Raw genomic sequence first — 23,213 nt, 5'->3', positions numbered from 1 at the left:
CGGTTCAGTGGCCGGACGAGATCGGCTGCGGCCCGCGCGGCGTTCTCAGCAGCAGCGCGAGCGGCACGCAGGCGAGCAGTGCAAGGCCCAGCAGATAGAAGGTTTCGGAATAGGTCATCACGACGGCCTGGACCTGGATCTGCTGCGCCAGCTGTCCGAGCGCGCGCATGTTCGAATACGCGAGATCGCCGGTGTGTGCGAACCAGTTGGCCGCGTAGGCCGACAGCCGGTCCTGCCCGATCAGCGAGTTCGCCGTCACCGATTCGCGCAGCGCGGCCGTGTGGAAGGTCGTGCGCCGGTCGATCACGGTGCCGATGATCGCGAGCCCGATCGAGCCGCCGAGGTTGCGTGCCATGTTGTAGAGCCCGGCTGCATCGCCGGAGTCTTCGCGTGCGACGGCCGCCATCGATGCCTGGTTGAGCGGCATCATCGCGAGCATCTGCGCGACGCCGCGAATCAGTTGCGACCAGACGAAGTCGTGGCCGACGCTCTGCGCGGTCAGGCTGATGTCGAGCATGCAGCTCAGGCAGAACAGCAGCAGCCCGGAGATCACGAGGATGCGGAAATCGACCTTGCCGAGCAGGCGCGGCAGGATCGGCATCACGAGAAAGGCCGGCAGCCCCGACAGCAGCATGATTGCGCCCGCCTGTTCCGCGTTGTAGCCGGCGACGATCGCGAGGAACTGCGGCAGCAGGTAGGACACGCCGTACAGGCCGGCACCGACCGCGGACACGATCACGATCACGCTCGCGTAGCGCGGATTGCGCATCAGCGACAGCCGCACGATCGGCCGCTTCGCGAAGCGTTGCGACAGCGCGATCAGGATCATCCCGGCGAGCGACACCAGGCTCAATGTGACGATCATTTGCGATTCGAACCAGCGTTCGCGCTGGCCTTCCTCGAGCACGACGGTGAGCGAGCTCAGCCCGATCGCGAGGCCGGCGATCCCGAGCCAGTCCGCGTTGAAGAACGTGCTCCATTGCGGACGGTCGGACGGCAGCCCGAACCACAGCAGCCCCATCAACAGCAGGCACACCGGCAGGTTCAGGAAAAAGCACCAGCTCCAGTTCACGTTTTCCGCGAGCCAGCCGCCGAGCACCGGGCCGAACAGCGGCCCGAGCAGCACGATCAGGCCGAACAGCGTCATGCCGACCGGCAACTGAGACAGCGGCAGCCGCGTGCGGATGATGGTCTGCGCGGTCGGGATCAGCGCGCCGCCGGTGAAGCCCTGGCCGATCCGGCCGGCGATCATCATCGGCAGCGAATGCGACCAGCCGCACATCATCGAGAACGCGATGAACAGCGCGGAGTTCGTCAGCAGGAAATTGCGCAGCCCGAACACGCGCGTGAGCCACGCGGCGAGCGGGATCATCACGATCTCCGACATCAGGTAGCCGGTCGAGATCCACGTGCCTTCGGTGCCGGTCGCGCCGATTTCACCCTGGATCTGCGGCAGCGCGGAATTCGTGATCGAGATGTCGAGCGTCGCCATCAGCGCGCCGAGCGCGCCGGCCGCGACCGCGATCCAGTCGGTCACGCTCGCGCGGCCTTCGTGCGGCGGCACGGGCATCGTGGCGGACGGTTCAGCCATGATGCGTCTCGTCGCGGGCCGAGCGCGTATCGACGTCGACCGTCACCGACAGCCCCGGCAGCAGCATGCGCTGCGCGCGGGCGTTCGCGGCGAGGCGGATGCGCACCGGCACGCGCTGGACGATCTTCGTGAAGTTGCCGGTCGCATTCTCGGGCGGCAGGAGGGCGAACTGCGCGCCGGTGCCGGGTGCGAAGCTGTCGACGACGCCGGACAGCGCACCGTCCGGCAAGGCGTCGACATGCAGTTCGACCGGCTGGCCGATTCGCATGTTGCCGATCTGCGTTTCCTTGAAGTTCGCGACGAGGTAGATCGAATCGACGGGCACCACGGTCAGCAGGCGCGTGCCGGGCTGCACGTATTGACCGACGCGCACCGTGCGATCGCCGACGCGGCCGGCGAGGGTGCTGCGCACGATCGTGTTGTCGAGGTCGAGCTGCGCCTGCGCGGCACTGGCCTGCGCGGCTTCGAGCTGCGCGCGCGCCTGCTGGAGCTGGGCGGTGAACGACGCGATCTGCGTGCGTGCGGCCGCGATCGACGCATTGTTCGCGGCGAGCGTCGCGACCGCCTGATCGCGCGTGCTCTTCAGGTCTGCCACGCGTTCGTGCGTCTCCGCACCGGTCGCCGCGAGCGGCGCATAACGCGCGTATTCGTCGCCGGCGTGCTGCGCATTGATCCGCGACACCTTCGCCTGCGCGTCGGCCTGTTCGAGATTCGCACGCTGCTGGCTGATGTCGGCCTCGGCGCGTGCGATATCCGCGCGGCGTGCATCGACGGTCGCAAGCGATTGCGCGAGCGCAACCTGGTACTGGCGGACGTCGAGTCGCACGAGCGGATCGCCGGCCTTCACGGCCTGGTTGTCGCGGACATACACATCGGTCACGTAGCCGGCGACCTTCGGCGCGGCAGTCATGCTGTCCGCCTGCAGGTACGCGTCGTTGGTACTTTCGATGAAACGGCCGACCGTCCACCAGCGGCCGAGCCAGACGGCACCGCCGATCGCCGCGAGCACGGCGACGACGAGCAGGATGCGCCGTTTCGATCCGTTTCCGGATTTGCTTCCGTTTCGCGGTGTTGTTCCGTTTTCCTGACGATCTGCTTGCTGTGGAGGGTCTTGCGGCGTCGACATTCCGGTGTCCAATTTATTCCAAGTGGAAGAATTATTCCAGTTGATAGAATTGTGTCAAGTAGAATATCGATCGATCGAATGACGGGGAAGGCATGAACGAAGCGAAGAAGCTGCGCCGGACGTCGGCGGGCGGCTACGCCCGCGGCGACGAAACGCGCCAGCGGATCATCGAGGCGGCGATCGAACTGTTCGGCGAGCGCGGGTTCGCGGGTGCATCGACACGCGAGATCGCCGCGATGGCCGGCGTGAACGCGCCGGCGCTCCAGTACTACTTCGAGAACAAGGAGGGCGTGTACCGCGCGTGCGTCGAGGCGATCGCGGAGAATGGCAGGGAAGTGTTCGCACCGTCGGTCGGCCATGCGAGGGCGATGCTCGATGCGGACGCGGACGTCGACGTGCTGATCGACGCGTTCATCGGGCTGCTGCGCGCGCTGTCGGACCGGATGTTCACCGCGCCGAAGACGATGAACCAGCGGATGTTCTTTGCACGCGAGCAAGGCGGCCAGGAGCCGGCGAGCGCGAGCGAGATCCTGATGAAGCGCATGCGCAAGCCGCTCAACGACGTGAGCGCCGAACTGATCGGCCGTATCTCGGGCCGGCCGGCCAACGATCCCGTCACCCGATTGCGTGCGCTGAGCCTGTTCGGGCAGATCACGGTGTTCCACATCGCGCAGCGTTCGGCGCTGCAGTTGCTCGAATGGGAGGCGTTCGAGGGCGAGCGCGCGGCATTGCTGGTCGACACGATCGCCGACCAGACACGCCTGCTGCTCGAGCAATGGCATGCGCAGCACGACGCATCGGCTGCCGATCCGGAAGCCGGCGCGAAGCGCGGGCAGGGCGCGGCGGCGAAACGTGCGGTCAAGGCGAAGGCGGGGGCATCGGCGCCCGGCGCGAAAAGCACGCGGCGCGTGAACAAGCCCGCCGCGCGTTGAGCGCGGCGCGGCATCGCCCCCGGCCGGTCAACCCGGCTTGCGCTCCGGTTCGGCGGGCGACGGCGGCCGGGCCGCCGGTTCTGCAGCATGGTCGTTGCCGCTGTTGCCACCGTCGCTGCCATTGCCGCCGTTTTCGCCTTCGACGACAGGCCGCGATCCGTCCGCATAGGCGACGACGCTGCGCTGCGGATTGGCGATCCGGATGCCGCGTTCGCGGAACGTCTCCGCGATCCGCCGGTTGAATTCACGCTGCACGCTCCAGCGCGTCGCGTCCGTGCATTGCATCTGCCCGGCCAGCGCGAGTGCCGCGCCGTCGACCTGGTCGATCCCCCAGTAGCTGAAGTCCGACAGGATACCGTCGCGGTATTTCGGATCGTCGCGCAACGCCGCGCCGATCTCCTTCAGCGTCGCGATCGCGCGATCGATATCCTCGCCGTAGGCAATACTGATCTTGACGGCGGCGTTGCCGAGCCCGCGGTTCGTGTTGTTGACGGTCGTCACCGAGCTGAACGGGATCGTGTACAGCGACCCGTCGCCTGCGCGCAGTCGCACGGTGCGGATCGACAGGTACTCGACCGTACCCGACACGCCGGCGAGCGTGACCCAGTCGCCGACCTGCATCGCGTTTTCCATCAGCAGGAAGATCCCGGTGATGAAATCCTGCACGAGCTTCTGCGAGCCGAAGCCGAGCGCGACACCGAAGATGCTCGCGCCGGCAAGCAGCGGGCCGACGTTCACGCCGAGCTGGCTGAGGCCCGTCAGCACGACGACGAGCGCGATCATCACGAACAGCAGCGAGCGCAACATCGGCAGCAACGTGCGCAGTCGCGCCGCGCGCACGAGATTGCCTTCGCGCGTCCACCGCTGCAGGCGGCGCTCGATCGCGATGTTCGCGGCTTCCCACACGAGGAGCGCGACGATGGCCGCGATCGCGATCGTCACCAATGCCGACGCGAGCCGGTGGCCGATGGTGCCGGTTTCGAACGCGCGGAAGATCGGCACCCCCCAGATCTGCAGCAGCAACACGACGGTCACGATGCCGATCGCGCCCGACACGATCTGGCGCAGCAGCGGGTAGTAGCGGTACGCGTGCAGGTGGACGAGCGTGCGGTCTTCGTCGCGGCCCTGGAACAGCCGCGCGAGCGCGCCGAACACGACGATCGAGACCATCCGCATGCCGATCATCACGGCGATCGAGCGGCCGCCGAGCGTGATCAGCACGCGATAGCCGTTGTGGACGTCGAGCGCCCACACGAACCACAGCGCCATCACGATGAATACCGACACGGGAGCCCACGCGTCCGCGAGCGCATTCGCGACCATCTCGAAGGACGCACGGTCGTCGCCGGCCGCGCGGATCCGCGCGGCGACCGGCTGGCGGCTCCGCAGGATCAGCGCCGACACCATCAGGTGCCCGACGAGCGCGACGGCTTTCAGCAGGGCGACATGACCGGCCTCGCTGAGCCCGAAGCTCGCGGCGATCTCGACAGCGGCCGTGCAGGCGCCGACCACGATCACGATCCGCGCGATCGAGCGTTGCGCGAAATCGGCCCACGCATCGCTGATGTGCAGCAACCGCAATTGCCGCGCATCGGGCTGGAAGAACAGCCGGCTGACGATCGTGACGAGCCGGCAGATCACGTAGATGTCGATCAGCGCTTCGAGCGCGGATTCGACCGGGGTACCCGTCTCTCCGATCGCCGACATCGTCAGGCTCGCGACACCGACGAACACGAGCAGCGGCACGGCCCGCAACGCGAGGCTGACGAGCGCGCGCGGCATCCGGTGCAGCAGCGTGGTGTGGCGGCGCGCGTGGCCTCGGCCTTGTGACGATGCGGGGGCGGTGTCAGGGGCATCGGCGGGATCGGCGGCGTCGGGTTTGGCGAGGGTGTCCGGCGGCGCGTCGTCGTCATCGGGCGAGGCGGAGTCCGGCGCGGTGCGGGGCGACGTGTCGGCACGCCGTGCGGCCACTGCGGCCAGCGCGCGTCGCAACAACCGCTTTGCCAACCATTCGACGAAGAGCGCGGGCACGAGCACGGCGACGATGATCCAGAATGCGTGCGCGAGATCCGCGCGCTCGTCGGCTCGCACCAGCCTGTCGTGCCACCAGCTTCCGACCGAGCCGACATCGAGCAGCGAGTGCAGCGACTCCTTCAGCGCGCTGCCGATTTCGGTGGCCCAGCGCGATCCCTGCCGGACGAGCATCGACGCGAGCCCGTTCGACGTGAGCGCGCCCGGGGCCGCGGCCGCCGAAGCGCCGCTGGCCGCCGCCGCATCGCTGGCAACGACCGCGGGTGCGCTCAGCGCGCCGACGGCCGCGATCGCACGCAGCGTCGTTTCGACCTGCGCGCGATCGCGTGGATTTTCGAGCACGTTGAGTGCCTGCTGAGCCTGTTGCGGCGTCAGCGCGGGCGCGGTGCCGGAAGCGGCCGACGCGGCGGCCGGGGCGGGAGCGGCCGCGTGAGCGGCCGTGACGACGGCGGCAAGCAGCCAGCCGAGGAGGATATGTCGCATGGAGTGGGCATGCGGGCGCGCATCGGCGCGCGGCCCGCCGGGCTGAACGATGGACGGGAAGTTAACATGATCGCGCCCGGAACCGAATAGTTCCGTCGACGATCATTCGAATCGGGCATGCACGACGCGGCGCGGCCGTTTGCGGCGCGTTTCCGCGGTCATGTGGCTGACGCAGGGGGGGAGGCGACTCGATTGCCGGCGTGTAAGGCTCGCGTAATGCCCGCTTGCGGGCAACGGCGAGCGCCGCGCGCATCGCGCCGAATTCATCCGGAATCCTGCCAAATCACGCTTCCCCGTCGTGAAAAACCGGCAGGACGTGTTCCGCGATTTCTTCGATGACGTCGCGCACGGGCCGGTCCGAGCCCGGATTCAGCGTGACGTGATGCGTGCCTGCCGCGCGCATGTTCCGCAGGATGTCGATCAATGCGCGGCGTCCGGTTGCATAGCCGAGCGGCAATGCGGTGGCCGGCGCATCGGGATCCGCGACGAGGTCGAGTCGCATCGACACGCCGAACGCGCGAAAGGCCGGCGACGCGAGCCTTTCAACCGCCGCGCGCCACATCGAATACCGTGCGCGCTGCATGTCCGGATCGCGGTGGTACGTCATCCAGCCGATCGAGTGACGCGCGATCCAGTCGACGCTTTGACCGCCCGAGCCGACCGCCAGCATCGGCACCGCGTCGGCGCCGCGAGGCAGCAGCGTGAAGTCGGGCGCATCGGGCGGCGCTTCGTCGGGCAGCACGCGCGATGGCACGCCGAGCGCGGCCGCGACGACGTCCCAGTGCGCGCGGTACCGGTCGCGGCGCGTTTCCGCGTCGACGCCGAACGCCGCATATTCGGGCGGCCGGTCGCCGGAGCCGAGCCCGAGGATGAAGCGTCCGCCCGACAGCGTCGCGACCGACAGCGCGCCTTTCGCGATATGCAGCGGATGACGCAGCGGCAGCACGATCGCGCCGCTGGCGAGTGCAATCCGGCGCGTGCGTGACGCCAGTGCGCCGAGCAGGACCCACGGGTCGAGGTGGCCGACCGGGTCGGGATAGTCGGCGCTGTTCAGCGGCACGTCGCGAATCCACAGCGCGCGAAAGCCGAGCGTGTCGGCCAGCGCCGCGAGTTCGAGTTGCTCGTCGAAGTCGGCGACGACATGGCCGGTGCGAAGCAGCGGCAACGTGAGGCCGATCGACAGCTGCCCGGCCGAAAAGACGCGATGCGCGACGTCGGGACGGGCAGGGGCGGGCGTGGTCATGTCGGGTCCTTGGAGGCGGGGCAAAGCGGGCGCGCGACGTTGCGTGTCCGAATGCTAGCGTGTTTGTGCGCCGGCTGCGCGGCACGGCATGCGCAGCGCCCGATCGGGCGTGACCGGTGACGTCGAGGTAACGGGAGCCATGCGGGCAGCGGGCCGGGCATAATCGGTGCCTTCAATCATCGAGAACAGCGAATCCGGATGAATGCGCTTCTACACGCGGTGATCGGTCTGGCGGCGAGCGCGATGCTTTTCACGGTTGCGTCCGACGCGCGCGCGGACGATGCGCAGCGTACCGCTATCTGCAAGACCGCCGAGGAAACGGGCTACACGGCGGACATCCGCAATTGCCTGCGGCTGGAATACGACGAGGCCGACCGACGGTTGAATGCCGTCTACAAGACGAAGATGGCGAGCCTGGATGCACAGGGCAAGGCGAGGTTGCGCGACGACGAGCGCCGCTGGCTCAAGGCGCGGGATGCTGCCTGCGCCGAATCGCGGCAGCCCGATGCAGGCGGTACGCTCGGGCTCGTGGAGGTTGACAGTTGCTTCGTCGGCGAGACCGAGCGTCGTGTCAAGGTCATCGAGGTCTTTCGTTGAGGTGTCGCGCAGGCCCCGGCGCTATGCCACGCGCAGCGTCGTGCCGCGCAGCGTGAGGCCGAGGCGCGCCGCCACGCGTTGTGACGCGCGGTTGTCGCTATCGGTGCTGTAGAACAGCGTGCGGGTTCGAAGCGACGGCAGCCGCGACCACGCGGCGGTCACGGCTGCCGCGAGGCCGCGCCCCCGGAATGCAGGGGCCGTCGCGAGACCGAGTTCGGCACCGACTTCGGATAGCCGCGCGGCGAATGCGACCGAGGCGACTTCTCCGTCGACGACGGCCGCGCACCACGGCGCCCACAGATCGGCGGCGCCTTGAAACCCCATCGAGAACAGGCCTTCGGGCATCCCGCGCGTCGACAGCGCGTGCAGCAGATGCCGGCCCGCGTCGCTGTCGCCGTCGATCAGCTCGACGTGTGCGTCGGCGTCGAAACCGAGTGCGTGCGGCAGCGCGTAGACGAGGCCGATGTTCCAGTGCGGAACGGGGGCGAGCAGCGACAGATAGCGTTCGAGATGCGCGGGCTGGGTGCAGTCCGCCGACGGCGTTTCGCTGTCGGCCAGGCGCGCCAGTTTTTCTGCGACAGGAACGGGCACGTCGGCGCGTACGCCCGCCAGGTTGCGTTTTGCGCCTCTGCCGAGCCAGAAGCGGGGCCCGGGCGAGCAGTCGGGATCGTTCTCGCGTTCGATCCGGCGATCCGGATGCAGCCGGAACAGCGTCCGGTAGTCGATATCCAGCCAGTCGTGTGTGTCAGGCATAGGTCGGGCAGGTGGCTCCCGTCAGGTGGCGGCGGGTTGCGCGAAGCAGGCCGGGGCGGGCCCGCGCGTCCGTTCGTGCGTATGCGGCACTGTGGGGCGATTGTAAGCCGGTCGGCAATCGCGCGCGGATGCAACGACGCGGCATCGGCGCGGACCGTGCCGGCGCGGATGCAACGACGCGGCATCGGCGCGGACCGTGCCGGCGCGGCATGACGACATCGCGGCATGCCCGGCCGACGGTCGCCGATCCGGCACGCGTTTCAGTTTCGAAACGTTCGCGCTGCTTGCCGGTGCGCGATTCGCCGCGATGGCCCCGCTCCGGCCCGCGCGGCCTTGCGGCATGAAGCATGGTGCGCTCCTTGCATATCTGTACGTGCCGTGAGCGCGGTCGCGGACGCAGTCGGTCCGGCGATCGCTTCAGTGGGTCGGACGTATCGGAGACGGGGACAAGAGAATGAAAACAGACCGAATCGCAACATGCCGTGTTGCAAACATGAATCGCCGACCTGCCTGGGTATTCGCTTCGCCGTTGATCGAGGCGACGTGAGCGCGCGGCTTTCCGTTCCATCCGAGCAATCGGGTTTGTTCTGAACGACGACGTGCAGGTGTGACGCACGAGGCCGACTGGTGCCGGTCGGCCGTCGGGGACGAACTTCGAATATCCGTGGATGGCCCGGCCCGGAACCCGGATCGTCATGCTGGCGCGCGCAACGCGAGTCGTCGCGCGGCGCAGGTGTTCGTGCGCCGCGTATCGCGTCGGCGCGACGGGCCCGAACCGGAACGCACCGGGTCGCACCGGAAAGCAGGCAGTGCATCGATGTGTCCGGCACCGCGGAATACATGCAGTCCAGGGGAAGCGTTCGCCGGCCGCGGCATGGCGGGCGCCGCGAAATTGTGCTGTCAGTTGATCCACTACCCCGATGGATCAATTGTTGAAGCGCCCATCGCCGAGTGGCGGATGGGCGTCTTTTTTTGTGCGCCGGTTTGCGACGCGGGCCATCGGCCCGATCGCGCGGCGTTCTGTATCATGTGCTGGCGTGCCTGGCTGCCCGTGCGGGCGCACGGCTTGCCGGCGCACCCGATCACGCGTTGCCAACATGAACGACACAGCCCTGCACGACCCCTCAACCGCCGGCATCGATCCGGCCGCACTCGATGCGCTGCAGACGTTCGTCGAACGTCATCCGCGCCTGCTGGTACTGACCGGCGCGGGCATCAGTACCGACTCCGGCATTCCCGGCTATCGCGACCGCAACGGCCAGTGGATGCGCTCGCCGCCGATTCAGCTCCATGAATTCCTCGGCTCCGATGCCGCGCGGCGGCGTTACTGGGCGCGCAGCATGATCGGCTGGCCCGTCGTCGGCCGCGCCCAGCCGAACGGGTCGCACGTCGCGCTCGCGCGGCTCGGCAGCGCGGGGCGGATCGAGCGTCTCGTCACGCAGAACGTCGACGGTTTGCACCAGCGCGCGGGCAGCGGCGACGTGATCGAGCTGCACGGCGGCATCGACGGCGTCACGTGTCTCGATTGCGGCGCGCATCATGCGCGCGCGACGATCCAGGTCATGCTCGAGGCCGACAATCCCGAGCTGCTGGGCGCGCAGGCCGAGCCTGCCGCGGACGGCGACGCGCATCTCGAATGGGCGGCGCTCGACACGTTCCGCATCCCGGCGTGCCCCGCGTGCGGCGGGCTGCTGAAGCCGGCAGTCGTGTTCTTCGGCGAAAACGTGCCGCGCGAGCGCGTGGCGCTCGCGTCGCAGGCGCTCGATGCGGCCGATGCGCTGCTCGTCGTCGGCTCGTCGCTGATGGTGTATTCCGGCTACCGCTTCTGCGTGTGGGCGCAGGCGCAGCACAAGCCGGTCGCCGCGCTCAATCTCGGCCATACGCGCGCCGATCCGATCCTGACGCTGAAGGTCGAGGCGCGCTGCGCACCCGCGCTCGATGCGCTCACCGCGCGGCTGGGCCTCGCGGGCCACGCACCGGAGCACGCATCGTGACCGATTCGACCGCTTCGCCCAATCCGTCCGCGCGGCTGTCGGCGCCGGCAGCCGAACGCAATCGCGGGCCGATCCTCGACGTCTTGCGCCGCGTGTTGCCGGCGAGCGGCCGCGTGCTCGAAATCGCGAGCGGCACGGGCCAGCACGTCGTCCACTTCGCACAGGCGCTGCCGGGCCTGCACTGGCAACCGAGCGATCCCGATGCGCAGGCGCGCCGCTCGATCGCCGCGTGGGTTGCCCATGCGGGCCTCGCGAACGTTGCCGGGCCGCTGGCGTTCGACGTGCGCGACGCGTCGTGGCCGGTCGACGCGCTCGACGCGATCGTCTGCATCAACATGATCCATATCTCGCCCTGGGCCTGCACCGACGCGCTGTTCGCGGGCGCGTCGCGCCTGCTGCGGCCGGGCGGCGTGCTGTTCCTGTACGGGCCGTATCGCCGCGAGGGCCGGCACACGGCGCCGTCGAACGAGGCATTCGACCTGCAGCTGCGCAGCCGCGACCCGTCGTGGGGCGTGCGCGATCTCGAAACCGTCGTCGCGCTCGGCCTCGATCGCGTGCTCGACTGCATCGAGGTGGTCGAGATGCCGGCGAACAACCTGAGCGTCGTGTTCCGGCGGCTGCCGCACGCGGAGCAGTGACACGCAAGCGCGCATCGCCGCCGGGTTTCCACTATCCTTTCGCCTGTGCGCGCGACCCGGTTCGGGTCGCGCCCCGTTTTTTCCGGAGAATTGACTAATGGGCAAACAAGCAATCGGTGTGATCGGGCTCGCGGTGATGGGCCGCAATCTCGCACTCAATATCGAGAGCCGCGGTTACGCGGTGTCTGTGTACAACCGCAGCCGCGAGAAAACCGACGAACTGATCGCCGAATTCCCCGGCCGCAACCTGGTGCCGACCTATACGCTCGAGGAATTCGTCGCGTCGCTCGAAACGCCGCGCCGGATCCTGATGATGGTGAAGGCCGGCGAAGCGACCGATGCGACGATCGCATCGCTCAAGCCGCTGCTCGAGAAGGGCGATGTGCTGATCGACGGCGGCAACACGCATTTCACCGACACGATCCGCCGCAACCAGGAGCTCGCGCAATCGGGCCTGCATTTCATCGGCACCGGCGTGTCGGGCGGCGAAGAGGGCGCGCTGCGCGGCCCGTCGATCATGCCTGGCGGCCAGCGTGACGCGTACGATCTCGTCGAGCCGATCCTCAAGCAGATCGCCGCGAAGGCGCCGTCGGACGGCGAGCCGTGCGTCGCCTACATGGGCCCGGACGGTGCGGGCCATTACGTGAAGATGGTTCACAACGGCATCGAATACGGCGACATGCAACTGATCGCCGAAAGCTACTCGGTGCTGAAGGACGTCGCGGGCCTGACCAACGACGAACTCGGCGCGGTGTACACCGAATGGAACCAGGGCGAACTCGACAGCTACCTGATCGAGATCACGTCGAAGATCTTCGGCAAGAAGGACGAAGAGACCGGCAAGCACCTCGTCGACGTGATCCTCGATCGCGCCGCGCAGAAGGGCACCGGCAAGTGGACGAGCCAGAACGCGCTGGATCTCGGCGTGCCGCTGCCGCTCATCACCGAGTCGGTGTTCGCGCGCGTGCTGTCGTCGCTGAAGACCGAGCGTGTCGCGGCCAGCAAGATCCTGTCGGGCCCGGCCGCCGCGCCGTTCGACGGCGATCGCGCCGCGTTCGTCGAAGCGGTGCGCCGCGCGCTGTACCTGAGCAAGGTGATCTCGTACGCGCAGGGCTTCGCGCAACTGCGCACGGCATCCGAAGAGTACGGCTGGAACCTCGATCTCGGGACGATCGCGAAGATCTTCCGCGCGGGCTGCATCATCCGCGCGCGCTTCCTGCAGAAGATCACGGACGCGTATGCGAAGGATCCGGCGCTCGCGAACCTGCTGCTCGACCCGTACTTCAAGGACATCGCCGCGAACTATCAGACCGCGCTGCGCGACGTCGTGGTGGCCGCGGTGAAGGCCGGCGTGCCGGTCCCGGCGTTCGCGTCGGCCGTCGCGTACTTCGACAGCTATCGTTCCGAGCGGCTGCCGGCGAACCTCGTGCAGGCGCAGCGAGACTTCTTCGGCGCGCACACGTTCGAGCGTACCGACAAGCCGGGCAGCTTCCACGCGAACTGGTCCTGACCGGCTGGCAGGGGGCGGCATTGTTGCGAAAATCTATTCTTTGAATAGGGTTTTTCTATCCCGGATGCCGACATTGTTGGCTCCCGGGAAACAGTGTTTTCGTTCTTTCATGGTTTTCCCTAGGTGTTCCCGGGACTAAACTCTGTTCCATCGCTGCAGACATGGTGTGTGCGGCGGAGCAAAAAAATCCCGGAGGTAATCATGAAATCGCTGATCGCAACGTTCGCCGCAGCTGCCGTTCTCGCCGTTCCCGCCGTCTCGTTCGCCCAACAGAATGCGCCCGTCACCCGTGCACAGGTGAAGGCCGATCTGGTCGCCGTCCAGCAGGCCGGCTACAAGCTGGGCAGCGACCGTACGAACTACCCGGAAAGCATTCAGGCCGCTGAAGCCCGCCTGAACCCGCAACAGAACGTTGCCGCTGCCGACACGACCGGCTATGGCGCACAACCGGCTGCCGCGCAAGAATCCGGCGCACCGGCCAAGGCCAAGACCGGCTGGCAAGTCAAGCGCATCGCTGACGACGCGCCGATCTACAAGGGTCGTTAATGGTGGTTCGGTCGGTGCGGCCGCGTTGGCGGCCTGATCCGTCCCCTGAAGTACGAACAGCCCGTCGTTCCGGATAGCGGAACGACGGGCTGTTTTCATTGGTGGCGCGCGTATCGCGCCGACCGTCGGTTCAGTGCAGCGGGCGCCTGCCGCGCCCGATATCCCGGAACAGCGCTTCGGCCGGTTCCAGCACCTGCAGCCACGTTTCGTCGTAGCCGCTCAGCGTGTCGAGCGCGTCGCGCAGCCGCTCGATCGCGAGGACCGGCAGCTCGACGCTGTGGCGCGTGGCGCCGGTCATGTGCGCGACGCTCGCCAGCTGGACGAGCGCATCGGCCGCCTCGGCGACGTCGGTCGCGAACAGCAGGTGCCGGTTGAGCAATTCGACCAGGCCGCTGGAACCGGAGAAATCGTCGGCGTTGAGCTGCACGGAAAGAAACGTCGCGTTGTTCATTGTCATGCTCCTCGTTGTCGTTGGGTCGCGCAGTGCATCACCGAGTATAGGTGGCGATCGAAGGGGAGAATGTGACGGGATCGATACGGCAGGCGCGGGTGGCGAGGCCTGCGGAAGATCCGCGGCAGGCCCGCCCGGCGGGGCTCGCAGGCGGCCGGCACGCTGCTGCGGCACCGCAAGATTGTTGCCGGATCAGGCATCGGTCGCGGCCTTGACCGCCACAAATGGTATCTTTGCCGATCGGAACGGCGCGAAAAAGGGGCCGGTGAGCCCATCGCGCCGATGTTCCGCTGTGGAAACTGACGGCCGCGAGAGCGGTCGGATACTGATTGGTCCGGCCCTCCGGCCGGACATCGTGCGTCGCGCGCCGGGGGGCGGTGGGCGGCGCAACGACGCAAATCCGGGAGGACCCTTGAGAGAAACTATTCCCATCCACGATGCGCCGACGCGCTGGCTGCCGCAGGCGGCACTCGTTGCCGCGGCCATCGCGCTGACGGGTTGCACGATGACGCCGTGGACCGACAGCTGGCAGCCGGCGCGCCAGTCGGCACCCACGTCGGCCGCGACGCCGGGCGTGATCGCCGGCTATTACCGCGTGAATCCGGGCGATACGCTCGCGGGTGTCGCGAACGCGTACGGGCAGCGCGTGCAGGACGTGGCCAGCTGGAACCACATGGCGCCGACCGATGCCGTGTATCCCGGGCAGGTGCTGCGCGTGGCGCCGCCGCCTGCGGCGACGTCGCTCGGGCAGCCGCCCTCGGCGGCCGCGCAGCCGGGCTCGCTCGCCTGGCCGGCCACCGGTGTCGTGGCGACGCCGTTCGCGGCCGGCAGGACGCGCGGCATCGTGATCGCGGCGTCCGGCCCCGACCATTCGGTGCGGGCCGCGGCGGCCGGACGCGTGGTTTATGCGGGGTCCGGCGTCAAGGCCTACGGCCCGCTCGTGATCCTCAAGCATGAGAACGGGCTCATCACGGCCTACGGACACAACGGCAAACTGCTGGTCAACGAAGGCGACGCGGTGCGCCAGGGCCAGCCGGTCGCCGAAATGGGCACCGACACGAGCGGCCGTTCGACGTTCGAGTTCGAAGTGCGCCAGAACGGCAAGGTCGTCGATCCGATGAACTTCCTGCCGCGCAACGGCGGCTGACGGCCCGCCTCACCCCGTGTGCGCCGGGCGGCGCACACGTTCCGGCGTTTCCCGCCTTCATCCTTTCCCGAGCGTCACCGCGCCCGACTGTCTCGCGTGATTGCCGAGCCAGCGAATGCCCAGTGCGAGCGCCGCCGCGCCGATCGCGATCAGCGAACACTGGATCGCGACCGGTAGGTAGCCATGCGGCCGCGGATCGACGAACGGATAGGGATACCAGTTCTCCAGCGCGCCGCGCACGAGCGTATAGCCGAGATAGACGACCGGAAAGGCGAGCCACGCGAACGCGCTGCGCCGCGGGATCGGCAGGCGCGGCTCCACGTACAGCCAGTCGCACAGCACGACGAGCGGCACGATCCGGTGCAGCACCCAGTTGTTGAACGCCGGCGTGACGTGGCGCAGCGCATCGAGCCGCGCGAGCAGGAGCTCGTAGACGATCGCGGTGATCAGGACGTACAGCACCGCGGCGCCGCGCATCGATTCGTAGCGAGCCGAGCCGGGGCGGGCGATGCGCCAGAGCCCGGCGGCGAGCATCGCGGCCGCGTAGAGGCTGCTCAGTTGCGTGAAGTAGCTGAGAAAGTTGCCGAGCTCGAATGCAGGCATGCCCCAGTAGCCGGCGATGCTGTGCAACGTCGTCGACACCGCGAGCAACGCGGCGGTCAGCCGATAGGCCGCAACGAAGAACGCCTTGCTCATGATGCGCGCGCAACGTCGACACCAAAGCTTCATCGTGCCACAGCCGTTTACGGGCGCGATGCGGATTTTCCATATGACGGCCCGCGTGGCGCGTGCGTTGACGATTCATCCGATATTTGACCTCGCCGCACAAAACCGGACGCACGTGCGGCTACAATCGTGGCAGCCTTGCCGGGCTGCCGAGCCGATTGCGGCATGCGCCCATCCCCGCATACAACACGAGACGAAGCATGAGAAACATCCTCGCGAAACAGACGCGCTACAGCTCGCCCGCGATCTTCTTCCACTGGGCCGTGTTCGCGCTGGTGGCGCTGGCCTACCTGGCCATCGAGATCCGCGGGCCGAAAGGCAGCGACAGCCGGGTGTTCTGGATGAACGTGCACCTCACCGCGGGCACGCTCGTGCTCGTGCTGTCGGTGCTGCGCGTGCTGTGGCGAGTCGTCAGCCGCGTGCCCGAGGCCATTCCGCAAACGGCGCTGCTGCGCTGGCTCGCGAAGCTCGCGCATCTCGCGCTCTACGTGTTCATCATCGCGCAGCCGCTGCTCGGGATCATGACGATCAACCTGGGCGGAAAGCCGGTGTCGCTCGACTGGCTCGGCGTGTCGTTCACGCTGCTCGGCCCCGACAAGGCGCTGCGGCCGACGATCAAGGAAGCGCACGAGCTGATCGGCAACGCGTTCTATTTCGTGATCGGATTGCACGCGCTGGCCGCGCTCTACCATCATTTCATCCGGCGCGACGACGTACTGCGGCGCATGGCGCCCTGAGCGGCACGTTCGTTCCGGAAGCATGCAGCAGGCGGGGGCGCATGGTTGTGTTGACAACCATGCGCCCCCGGTCCGTTTACCGCCATCTGCGCTGGTCAGCGCGTTAAACATTCTGTAACATCTCGGCTGTTTTTACATTCCGCTTACTCTGCGCCGCGCATGCTGCACCGACATCGTCACCTGACCGCCTGGCTTGGCGTGCTCGCGATCTGGTTCGCGATCGCGGCGCCGCTGGTGTCGCAGTGGCGCGTCGCGCAGGCGGCCACGCCCGACGCAATTGTCTGCAGTGCAGAGCATGGCGCGCATCGGTCACCCGATGCAGGCCGCATGCACGATCACGCGCTGCATCTCGATGCGTGCGGCTACTGCGGTTTCTTCGCGCACAGTCCCGCGATCGGCGGGACTGCCGCCGCGGCACTCGCTTCCGTTCCCGTCGTTTCCGTCTCCGCCGTCGCGCCGCCTGCCGTCGCGGCGCGCGCCGACCGCTATCCGCGCGCGTACCCGCGCGCACCGCCCGAGCGCGCCTGACGCGCTGTTTTCCGTTCTTTTCACCGCCGATATCCGTGCGGCCCGTCGAGGCCGTGCGGAGGGCGTCACTCGGGCTTTCGATCATGACCATTTTCCAGTTGCGTGCGCCGCGGGCGTCGCGCAATGCCTGTGCGCGGCGCATGCCGCGCGTGCTGAAACTCACCGTTCCCGCGCTCGCAGCCGGCGCACTGGCCGCGAGCGCCGCGGCAGCCGAAACGGCGCGCGCGGCCGGCGCGCCGGCCGACGATACGGCCGCGCCGCTGCCGGCCATCGAAGTCGTCGCATCGCCGCTGACGACGCCGCTCGTCGTCGTCACGGATCCGAAGACCCCGCGCCAGCCGCTGCCCGCCAGCGACGGCGCGGATTATCTGAAGACGATCCCCGGCTTCACGTCGATCCGCAGCGGCGGCACCAACGGCGACCTCGTGCTGCGCGGGATGTTCGGCTCGCGGCTGAACATCCTGGCGAACGGGATGTCGACGCTCGGCGCATGCCCGGGCCGGATGGATGCGCCGACGTCGTATATCGCACCGGAAAGCTATGACAAGGTCACCGTCCTGAAGGGGCCGCAGACCGTGCTGTACGGCCCCGGCGCATCGGCCGGCACCGTGCTGTTCGAGCGCGTGACCCCGCGATTCGACAAGCCCGGCATGCGCTTCGAGGGCAGCCTGGTCGGCGGGTCGTTCGGCCGCAACGACCAGAACATCGACGTGACGGCCGGCACGCCGGACGTCTATGGCCGCGTGACCGCGAACCACGCACATTCGCAGGACTACAAGGACGGCAACGGCAACACCGTGCCGTCGCAGTGGGACAAATGGAACGCCGATGCGGCGCTCGGCTGGACACCGGACGACCACACGCGCGTCGAGCTGACCGCCGGCACCGGCGACGGCTATGCGCGCTACGCGGGGCGCGGAATGGACGGCGCGCATTTCCGCCGCGAGACGTTCGGCCTGTCGTTCGACAAGAAGCATATCGGCGACGTGCTCGACCGAATCGAGGCGCGCGTGTACTACAACGAAGCCGATCACGTGATGGACAACTACACGTTGCGGCAACCCGACCCGACCAGCAGCATGCCGATGCGGATGGCGTCGGAAGTGCGGCGTCGCACGGTCGGCGCGCGCGCAGCCGCGACGTTCCGTTTCGCCGGCGACTTCAAGCTCGTGACGGGCGTGGATGCGCAATCGAACCGGCTCGACTCGCGCTCGGCGATGGGGCGGCAGAACTACGGCGACCAGCCGTGGGATGCGCAGGCGACGATGTGGAACGCGGGCGTGTTCGGCGAACTGACGTGGTACGCGAGCGAAGTGTCGCGCGTGATCGGCGGCGTGCGCGTCGACTATGCGAGCGCACGCGACAAGCGCGCGACGACGAGCGGCATGATGAAGAGCAAGCCGAATCCGACCTTCGACGACGATCGCACGCGCGTGCTGCCGAGCGGCTTCATCCGCTACGAGCGCGATCTCGCGTCGCTGCCCGTCACGTGGTACGCGGGGATCGGCCATACGGAGCGTTATCCCGATTACTGGGAGCTGTTCTCCGCGAAGCGCGGGCCGGCCGGTTCGGTCAACGCGTTTTCGGCGGTGCAGCCGGAGAAGACCACGCAGCTCGACATCGGCGCGCAATACAAGAGCGACCGGCTCGATGCATGGGTGTCGGCCTACGCGGGCTACGTGCAGGACTTCATCCTGTTCAACTACTCGGCCGGCATGATGGGCCCGACCACGCAGGCGACCAACGTCAATGCGCAGATCATGGGCGGCGAGGCGGGCGTGTCGTGGCGGCCGGTTGCGCCGCTGCGCGTCGAGACGTCGCTCGCGTATGCGTGGGGGCGCAACGTGGCAAGCGGCGATCCGCTGCCGCAGATGCCGCCGCTCGAGGCACGCATCGGGCTCGAGTACACGCGTGGTGCGTGGTCGGCAGGGGGCCTGTGGCGCATCGTTGCGCCGCAGCATCGCTATGCCCTGAACGAGGGCAACGTGGTCGGCAAGGACTTCGGCCCGAGCGCCGGATTCGGCGTGCTCTCGCTGCATACCCAGTACAACGTGAGCAAGACCGTGCAGGTATCGGTGGGCGTCGACAACGTGCTGAACAAGGCCTATACCGAGCACCTGAACCTCGCCGGCAACGCGGGCTTCGGCTATCCGGCGAACTCGCCGGTGATGGAGCCGGGCCGGACCGCCTGGGTGCGCGTGAGCGCGAAGCTGTAACGCGTCGCGCGTGTGCGTTGCAGCATGCGCACGCATGAACGCGGCCCCGCCTGAACGGGCGGGGCGCGTCAACCGATTAGAGAACCGTGTCTAGTCAGGGCGCAAACGTTCGCGAGTCGTGATTCACTCCCGCATTCGACGCACACGGTGCGCGCGACGTTCGCGATGCAGGGTGTGTGTCGATCCGGCTTCATTCGCACCGGCAGCACAATAATCAGGAGAACATGCATGGCCAGGACGATGCGTTCCAGGGTGGTGGCAGGGGCAGTGGCATGCGCGATGAGCATCGCGCCGTTCGCGGGGACGACCGCGGTGATGACGCTTGCGACGACGCACGCGGCAATGGCGGCCACCGCGCCCGCCGCTGGCTACGCGGCGACGCGTTACCCGATCATCCTCGTGCACGGGCTCTCGGGTACCGACAAGTACGCCGGCGTGCTCGAGTATTGGTACGGCATCCAGGAGGACCTGCAACAGAACGGTGCGACCGTCTACGTCGCGAACCTGTCGGGTTTCCAGAGCGACGACGGCCCGAACGGGCGCGGCGAACAGTTGCTCGCTTACGTGAAGACGGTGCTCGCGGCGACGGGGGCGACCAAGGTCAATCTCGTCGGTCACAGCCAGGGCGGCCTCTCGTCGCGCTATGTTGCTGCCGTCGCGCCCGATCTCGTTGCGTCGGTGACGACGATCGGCACGCCGCATCGCGGCTCCGAATTCGCCGACTTCGTGCAGAACGTGCTCGCGTACGATCCGACCGGGCTTTCGTCATCGGTGATCGCCGCGTTCGTCAATGTGTTCGGGATCCTGACGAGCAGCAGCCACAACACCAACCAGGACGCGCTCGCCGCACTGCAGACGCTGACCACCGCACGGGCCGCCACCTACAACCAGAACTATCCGAGCGCGGGCTTGGGTGCGCCGGGCAGTTGCCAGACCGGTGCGCCGACCGAAACCGTCGGCGGCAACACGCACCTGCTGTATTCGTGGGCCGGCACGGCGATCCAGCCGACGCTCTCCGTGTTCGGCGTCACGGGCGCGACGGACACGAGCACCCTTCCGCTCGTCGATCCGGCGAACGTGCTCGACCTGTCGACGCTCGCGCTGTTCGGCACCGGCACGGTGATGATCAACCGCGGCTCCGGGCAGAACGACGGGCTCGTGTCGAAGTGCAGTGCGCTGTACGGCAAGGTGCTGAGCACGAACTACAAGTGGAACCACCTCGACGAGATCAACCAGCTGCTCGGCGTGCGCGGCGCGTATGCGGAAGATCCGGTCGCGGTGATCCGCACGCATGCGAACCGGCTGAAGCTGGCGGGCGTGTAATCGATGACGGCACGAGGAGGACGCGCGCCGCTGGCGCGCCGCGCCGTGGTCTATGGTGCCGTGGGGCTGGCGGCGATTGCCGGCGTGGCGATGTGGAGCGGCGGGGGCCGGCATGGCGGGACGGGCGCATCCGGCGAGCCGCCGGATGCGTCGGCGGCACGCGGACCGGCTGCCGCACTGCCGCAGGCCGCCGTGCCGGCAAGCACGGGCCTGCCGCCGTCGCTCGCCGGCTCCAGCGCGCCCCGCTTGCCGCTCGATGCCGGCGGCCATCTCGCGAAGGCGCGCGCGGTGCGGGATTTCTTCGACTACTGCCTGACCGCGCAGAGCGACCTGAGTGCGGCCGGGCTCGATGCGTTCGTCGTGCGCGAGATTGCCGCACAGCTCGACGGTACCGTTGCGCAGGCCGAGGCGCTCGACGTGTGGCATCGGTATCGCGCGTATCTCGACGCACTCGCGAAATTGCGCGATGCCGGCGCGGTCGACAAGTCGGACCTGGGTGCATTGCAGCTCGCGCTCGACCAGCGCGCGTCGATCGCGTACCGCACGCTCGGCGACTGGAGCCAGCCGTTCTTCGGTGCGGAGCAATGGCGGCAGCGCTACGACCTCGCGCGGCTGAAGATCGCGCAGGACCCCGCGCTGACGGATGCGCAGAAGGCCGAACGGCTCGCGGCGCTCGAACAGCAGATGCCGGCCGACGAACGCGCCGCGCAGCAGCGCGTCGACCGGCAGCGCGCGGCGATCGACCAGATCGCGCAATTGCAGAAGAGCGGGGCGACGCCCGATGCGATGCGCGCACAACTGACGCAGACGCTCGGCCCCGAAGCGGCCGCGCGCGTCGCGCAGATGCAGCAGGACGACGCATCGTGGCAGAGCCGCTACGCGGACTACGCGGCGCAGCGTGCGCAGATCGAGTCGGCCGGCCTGTCGCCGCAGGATCGCGACGCGCAGATCGCCGCGCTGCGGCAGCGCGTGTTCACGAAGCCCGGCGAAGCCGTGCGCGCGGCTTCGCTCGATCGCGGGGCGGGCAGCGCGCGGTAACACGGGCGGCGCTGGCGGCCCTGCGCATGACGGTCGTTATGCCGCGCGCGTGAGATCGCGAGGCAGGTGTTGCTCGATGGTATTCGCGAGCGTGTCGAATGCCGGCCGGATGCCTTCGTGCGCGACGCATGCATAACCGAGCAACAGGCCGCGCCGCGCGGTATCGAGGTTGCTGTAGTAGCTGGTGAGCGGGCGCACGATCACGCCCGCATCGAACGCGCTCTGCGTGACCGCGCGGTCGTCGCAGGCGTCGGGCAGGCCGAGCACGAGATGCAGGCCGGCCTCGTCGCCCATCACGGGCAGCGCGTCGCCGAAGCGCGCGCGGATCGCGTCGATCATCAGCTGCCGGCGCTCGCCGTACAGCGTGCGCATCCGTCTGACGTGCGAAGTCAGGTGGCCGTCCATGATGAATTCGGCGAGCACGGCCTGCTGCATCAACTGGCCCTCGCGGTACAGCTCCGACAACCCGGTGCGGAACGTGTCGACCAGATGCTCGGGCACGACCATGTAGCCCATCCGCAGCCCCGGAAACAGCATCTTGCCGAGGCTGCCGACGTAGATCACGCGGCCGCCGTCGTCGAGCCCCTGCAGCGACGCGAGCGGGCGGCTGCCGTAGCGGAACTCGCTGTCGTAGTCGTCCTCGATGATCCAGCAGCGGTGCTGCCGCGCGTATTCGAGCAGCATCCGGCGCCGTGCGAGGCTCATCACCATCCCGAGCGGGTACTGGTGCGACGGCGTGACGAGCACGAGCCGGGGCGGATGCTGCATGTCGCTGGCACGCGGGTCGAGCCCTTCCTGGTCGACCGGCACCGGCGTCAGCGTGAGGCCCGCCGCCTGCAATACGCTTCGCACACCCCAGTAGCACGGTTCCTCGACCCACGCGCGATCGCCGATGTCGGACAGCAGCCGCACCGCGAGATCGATCGACTGGTGGATGCCCGTCGTGATGATCACCTGGTCCGGCGAGCACTTGACCGAGCGCGCGACGCGCAGGTAATCGGCGAGCGCGCGCCGCAACGGCCGGTAGCCGCCGCCCGGCGCATAGGTCAGCAGCTCGGGGTTCGCTTCCTTCCACAGCCGCGCCTGCAGGCGGCTCCACGTCCGGCTCGGGAATTCCGACACGTCCGGCACGCCCGGCATGAACGCGCCCCATTGGCGTCGCGATACCCCCGCATGCTCGATCAGTTGCCGGCCGCGCATCGACAGGCCGCCCTGCGCGTCCGGCTGTGGCGCCGCATCGGCGCTCGACGGCGGCGGCGCGGCGCCCGGCACGTGGATCGCGGCGGCATCCGGCCGCGTGTCGGCCACATAGGTGCCGCTGCCGGTGGTCGTCAGTACGTAGCCTTCGGCGGTTAGCTGGTCGTACACGTGCAGCACGGTATTGCGCGCGATCGACAGGTCGGCCGCGAGCGTGCGAGAACTCGGCAGCTTGGTTCCTGGCCCCAATTCTCCGGTCAGGATGGCCTGCTGCATCAGCTGCAGCAACTGCCGGTACATCGGCTCGGGCGAGCTACGGTCGAGACGGGCGGAGAGCCAGTCGGCGAGGATCACGGTATCCAAAGTGGTCCTACTAGTAATATTGAAATGGTTCCCTATTGTAGAA

The 23,213-nt window shown here is 68.2% G+C and carries 20 protein-coding genes; 12 read left to right on the top strand and 8 right to left on the bottom strand.

Annotated elements, in window-relative coordinates; translation table 11 throughout:
* Positions 1–4: 4 nt before the first annotated feature.
* Both ACTJLD_RS06650 and ACTJLD_RS06645 read right to left on the bottom strand, forming a co-directional pair.
* The gene (locus tag ACTJLD_RS06650; protein ID WP_334006350.1) at positions 5–1,591 is read right to left on the bottom strand and encodes an MDR family MFS transporter; all 1,587 of its coding nucleotides are present in this window, start codon (positions 1,589–1,591) and stop codon (positions 5–7) included.
* The gene (locus tag ACTJLD_RS06645; protein ID WP_060083415.1) at positions 1,584–2,717 is read right to left on the bottom strand and encodes an HlyD family secretion protein; all 1,134 of its coding nucleotides are present in this window, start codon (positions 2,715–2,717) and stop codon (positions 1,584–1,586) included. The genes ACTJLD_RS06650 and ACTJLD_RS06645 overlap by 8 nt, the downstream gene beginning before the upstream one ends.
* Before the next feature lie 92 nt (positions 2,718–2,809).
* On the opposite strand from ACTJLD_RS06645, the gene ACTJLD_RS06640 reads away from it, so the two are divergent.
* Complete coding sequence (locus ACTJLD_RS06640) at positions 2,810–3,649, top strand: CerR family C-terminal domain-containing protein (protein WP_060357563.1); 840 nt, start codon at positions 2,810–2,812, stop codon at positions 3,647–3,649.
* Between the two features lie 27 nt (positions 3,650–3,676).
* On the opposite strand, the gene ACTJLD_RS06635 is transcribed toward ACTJLD_RS06640, so the two are convergent.
* Positions 3,677–6,163, bottom strand: coding sequence for a mechanosensitive ion channel family protein (locus tag ACTJLD_RS06635; RefSeq protein WP_440658375.1), 2,487 nt, complete (start codon positions 6,161–6,163; stop codon positions 3,677–3,679).
* A gap of 283 nt (positions 6,164–6,446) precedes the next feature.
* Positions 6,447–7,406 (bottom strand): LLM class oxidoreductase, encoded by a 960-nt coding sequence (locus ACTJLD_RS06630; protein WP_440658374.1) that lies wholly within the window; start codon positions 7,404–7,406, stop codon positions 6,447–6,449.
* Positions 7,407–7,625: 219 nt separating this feature from the next.
* Between ACTJLD_RS06630 and ACTJLD_RS06625 the strand changes: the two genes are divergently transcribed.
* The gene (locus ACTJLD_RS06625; protein ID WP_185737784.1) at positions 7,626–8,003 is read left to right on the top strand and encodes a lysozyme inhibitor LprI family protein; all 378 of its coding nucleotides are present in this window, start codon (positions 7,626–7,628) and stop codon (positions 8,001–8,003) included.
* Positions 8,004–8,024: 21 nt separating this feature from the next.
* Here the strand turns inward: ACTJLD_RS06625 and ACTJLD_RS06620 are convergent, their stop codons facing one another.
* Positions 8,025–8,756, bottom strand: coding sequence for a GNAT family N-acetyltransferase (locus ACTJLD_RS06620; protein ID WP_440658373.1), 732 nt, complete (start codon positions 8,754–8,756; stop codon positions 8,025–8,027).
* A gap of 1,097 nt (positions 8,757–9,853) precedes the next feature.
* Here ACTJLD_RS06620 and ACTJLD_RS06615 point away from each other — a divergent pair.
* From ACTJLD_RS06615 to ACTJLD_RS06600, 4 genes are all read left to right on the top strand, one after another.
* Complete coding sequence (locus ACTJLD_RS06615; protein ID WP_027791096.1) at positions 9,854–10,750, top strand: NAD-dependent protein deacetylase; 897 nt, start codon at positions 9,854–9,856, stop codon at positions 10,748–10,750.
* The gene (locus ACTJLD_RS06610) at positions 10,747–11,388 is read left to right on the top strand and encodes a DUF938 domain-containing protein (RefSeq protein WP_440658371.1); all 642 of its coding nucleotides are present in this window, start codon (positions 10,747–10,749) and stop codon (positions 11,386–11,388) included. Before ACTJLD_RS06615 ends, ACTJLD_RS06610 begins: the two co-directional genes overlap by 4 nt.
* A gap of 97 nt (positions 11,389–11,485) precedes the next feature.
* Positions 11,486–12,898: an NADP-dependent phosphogluconate dehydrogenase gene (gene gndA / locus ACTJLD_RS06605; protein WP_027791098.1), complete on the top strand. Its 1,413-nt coding sequence runs from the start codon at positions 11,486–11,488 to the stop codon at positions 12,896–12,898.
* Between the two features lie 201 nt (positions 12,899–13,099).
* Positions 13,100–13,444 carry a DUF4148 domain-containing protein gene (locus tag ACTJLD_RS06600; RefSeq protein WP_021160880.1) on the top strand — a complete coding sequence of 115 codons (345 nt, stop codon included), beginning with the start codon at positions 13,100–13,102 and terminating at the stop codon, positions 13,442–13,444.
* A gap of 130 nt (positions 13,445–13,574) precedes the next feature.
* Here ACTJLD_RS06600 and ACTJLD_RS06595 read toward each other — a convergent pair whose 3' ends face one another.
* On the bottom strand, positions 13,575–13,895 hold the full coding sequence (locus ACTJLD_RS06595; RefSeq protein ID WP_021160881.1) for a hypothetical protein: 321 nt from the start codon (positions 13,893–13,895) through the stop codon (positions 13,575–13,577).
* A 412-nt stretch (positions 13,896–14,307) separates the two neighbouring features.
* Between ACTJLD_RS06595 and ACTJLD_RS06590 the strand changes: the two genes are divergently transcribed.
* Positions 14,308–15,042 carry a peptidoglycan DD-metalloendopeptidase family protein gene (locus ACTJLD_RS06590; RefSeq protein WP_060083422.1) on the top strand — a complete coding sequence of 245 codons (735 nt, stop codon included), beginning with the start codon at positions 14,308–14,310 and terminating at the stop codon, positions 15,040–15,042.
* A 57-nt stretch (positions 15,043–15,099) separates the two neighbouring features.
* On the opposite strand, the gene ACTJLD_RS06585 is transcribed toward ACTJLD_RS06590, so the two are convergent.
* Positions 15,100–15,738 (bottom strand): Pr6Pr family membrane protein, encoded by a 639-nt coding sequence (locus ACTJLD_RS06585; protein ID WP_027791100.1) that lies wholly within the window; start codon positions 15,736–15,738, stop codon positions 15,100–15,102.
* Positions 15,739–15,968: 230 nt separating this feature from the next.
* On the opposite strand from ACTJLD_RS06585, the gene ACTJLD_RS06580 reads away from it, so the two are divergent.
* The 5 genes from ACTJLD_RS06580 (at position 15,969) to ACTJLD_RS06560 (ending at position 21,610) form a co-directional block, all read left to right on the top strand.
* Positions 15,969–16,505 (top strand): cytochrome b, encoded by a 537-nt coding sequence (locus tag ACTJLD_RS06580; protein ID WP_060357569.1) that lies wholly within the window; start codon positions 15,969–15,971, stop codon positions 16,503–16,505.
* A 159-nt stretch (positions 16,506–16,664) separates the two neighbouring features.
* Positions 16,665–17,033, top strand: a complete 369-nt coding sequence (locus tag ACTJLD_RS06575) for a DUF2946 domain-containing protein (RefSeq protein WP_027791102.1) — start codon at positions 16,665–16,667, stop codon at positions 17,031–17,033.
* Between the two features lie 83 nt (positions 17,034–17,116).
* On the top strand, positions 17,117–19,249 hold the full coding sequence (locus tag ACTJLD_RS06570) for a TonB-dependent copper receptor (RefSeq protein ID WP_059684383.1): 2,133 nt from the start codon (positions 17,117–17,119) through the stop codon (positions 19,247–19,249).
* 228 nt (positions 19,250–19,477) lie between these two features.
* Positions 19,478–20,572 (top strand): triacylglycerol lipase, encoded by a 1,095-nt coding sequence (locus ACTJLD_RS06565; protein ID WP_059693985.1) that lies wholly within the window; start codon positions 19,478–19,480, stop codon positions 20,570–20,572.
* Between the two features lie 3 nt (positions 20,573–20,575).
* Positions 20,576–21,610 (top strand): lipase secretion chaperone, encoded by a 1,035-nt coding sequence (locus ACTJLD_RS06560; RefSeq protein WP_440658367.1) that lies wholly within the window; start codon positions 20,576–20,578, stop codon positions 21,608–21,610.
* A 36-nt stretch (positions 21,611–21,646) separates the two neighbouring features.
* Here ACTJLD_RS06560 and pdxR read toward each other — a convergent pair whose 3' ends face one another.
* Positions 21,647–23,170 (bottom strand): MocR-like pyridoxine biosynthesis transcription factor PdxR, encoded by a 1,524-nt coding sequence (gene pdxR, locus ACTJLD_RS06555; protein WP_027791106.1) that lies wholly within the window; start codon positions 23,168–23,170, stop codon positions 21,647–21,649.
* Between the last annotated feature and the right edge of the window lie 43 nt (positions 23,171–23,213).

It is taken from the genome of Burkholderia sp. 22088, from assembly GCF_052045915.1.
Classification (GTDB): Bacteria; Pseudomonadota; Gammaproteobacteria; order Burkholderiales; family Burkholderiaceae; genus Burkholderia; species Burkholderia cepacia.
This window is presented reverse-complemented; position numbering and strand designations above follow the sequence as displayed.

Coding starts and splice junctions, on each gene's coding strand:
- ACTJLD_RS06650 (WP_334006350.1), bottom strand. CDS start 1,591: ATGGCTGAACCGTCCGCCACGATGCCCGTGCCGCCGCACGAAGGCCGC.
- ACTJLD_RS06645 (WP_060083415.1), bottom strand. CDS start 2,717: ATGTCGACGCCGCAAGACCCTCCACAGCAAGCAGATCGTCAGGAAAAC.
- ACTJLD_RS06640 (WP_060357563.1), top strand. CDS start 2,810: ATGAACGAAGCGAAGAAGCTGCGCCGGACGTCGGCGGGCGGCTACGCC.
- ACTJLD_RS06635 (WP_440658375.1), bottom strand. CDS start 6,163: ATGCGACATATCCTCCTCGGCTGGCTGCTTGCCGCCGTCGTCACGGCC.
- ACTJLD_RS06630 (WP_440658374.1), bottom strand. CDS start 7,406: ATGACCACGCCCGCCCCTGCCCGTCCCGACGTCGCGCATCGCGTCTTT.
- ACTJLD_RS06620 (WP_440658373.1), bottom strand. CDS start 8,756: ATGCCTGACACACACGACTGGCTGGATATCGACTACCGGACGCTGTTC.
- ACTJLD_RS06615 (WP_027791096.1), top strand. CDS start 9,854: ATGAACGACACAGCCCTGCACGACCCCTCAACCGCCGGCATCGATCCG.
- gndA (WP_027791098.1), top strand. CDS start 11,486: ATGGGCAAACAAGCAATCGGTGTGATCGGGCTCGCGGTGATGGGCCGC.
- ACTJLD_RS06600 (WP_021160880.1), top strand. CDS start 13,100: ATGAAATCGCTGATCGCAACGTTCGCCGCAGCTGCCGTTCTCGCCGTT.
- ACTJLD_RS06595 (WP_021160881.1), bottom strand. CDS start 13,895: ATGAACAACGCGACGTTTCTTTCCGTGCAGCTCAACGCCGACGATTTC.
- ACTJLD_RS06585 (WP_027791100.1), bottom strand. CDS start 15,738: ATGAGCAAGGCGTTCTTCGTTGCGGCCTATCGGCTGACCGCCGCGTTG.
- ACTJLD_RS06580 (WP_060357569.1), top strand. CDS start 15,969: ATGAGAAACATCCTCGCGAAACAGACGCGCTACAGCTCGCCCGCGATC.
- ACTJLD_RS06575 (WP_027791102.1), top strand. CDS start 16,665: ATGCTGCACCGACATCGTCACCTGACCGCCTGGCTTGGCGTGCTCGCG.
- ACTJLD_RS06570 (WP_059684383.1), top strand. CDS start 17,117: ATGACCATTTTCCAGTTGCGTGCGCCGCGGGCGTCGCGCAATGCCTGT.
- ACTJLD_RS06565 (WP_059693985.1), top strand. CDS start 19,478: ATGGCCAGGACGATGCGTTCCAGGGTGGTGGCAGGGGCAGTGGCATGC.
- ACTJLD_RS06560 (WP_440658367.1), top strand. CDS start 20,576: ATGACGGCACGAGGAGGACGCGCGCCGCTGGCGCGCCGCGCCGTGGTC.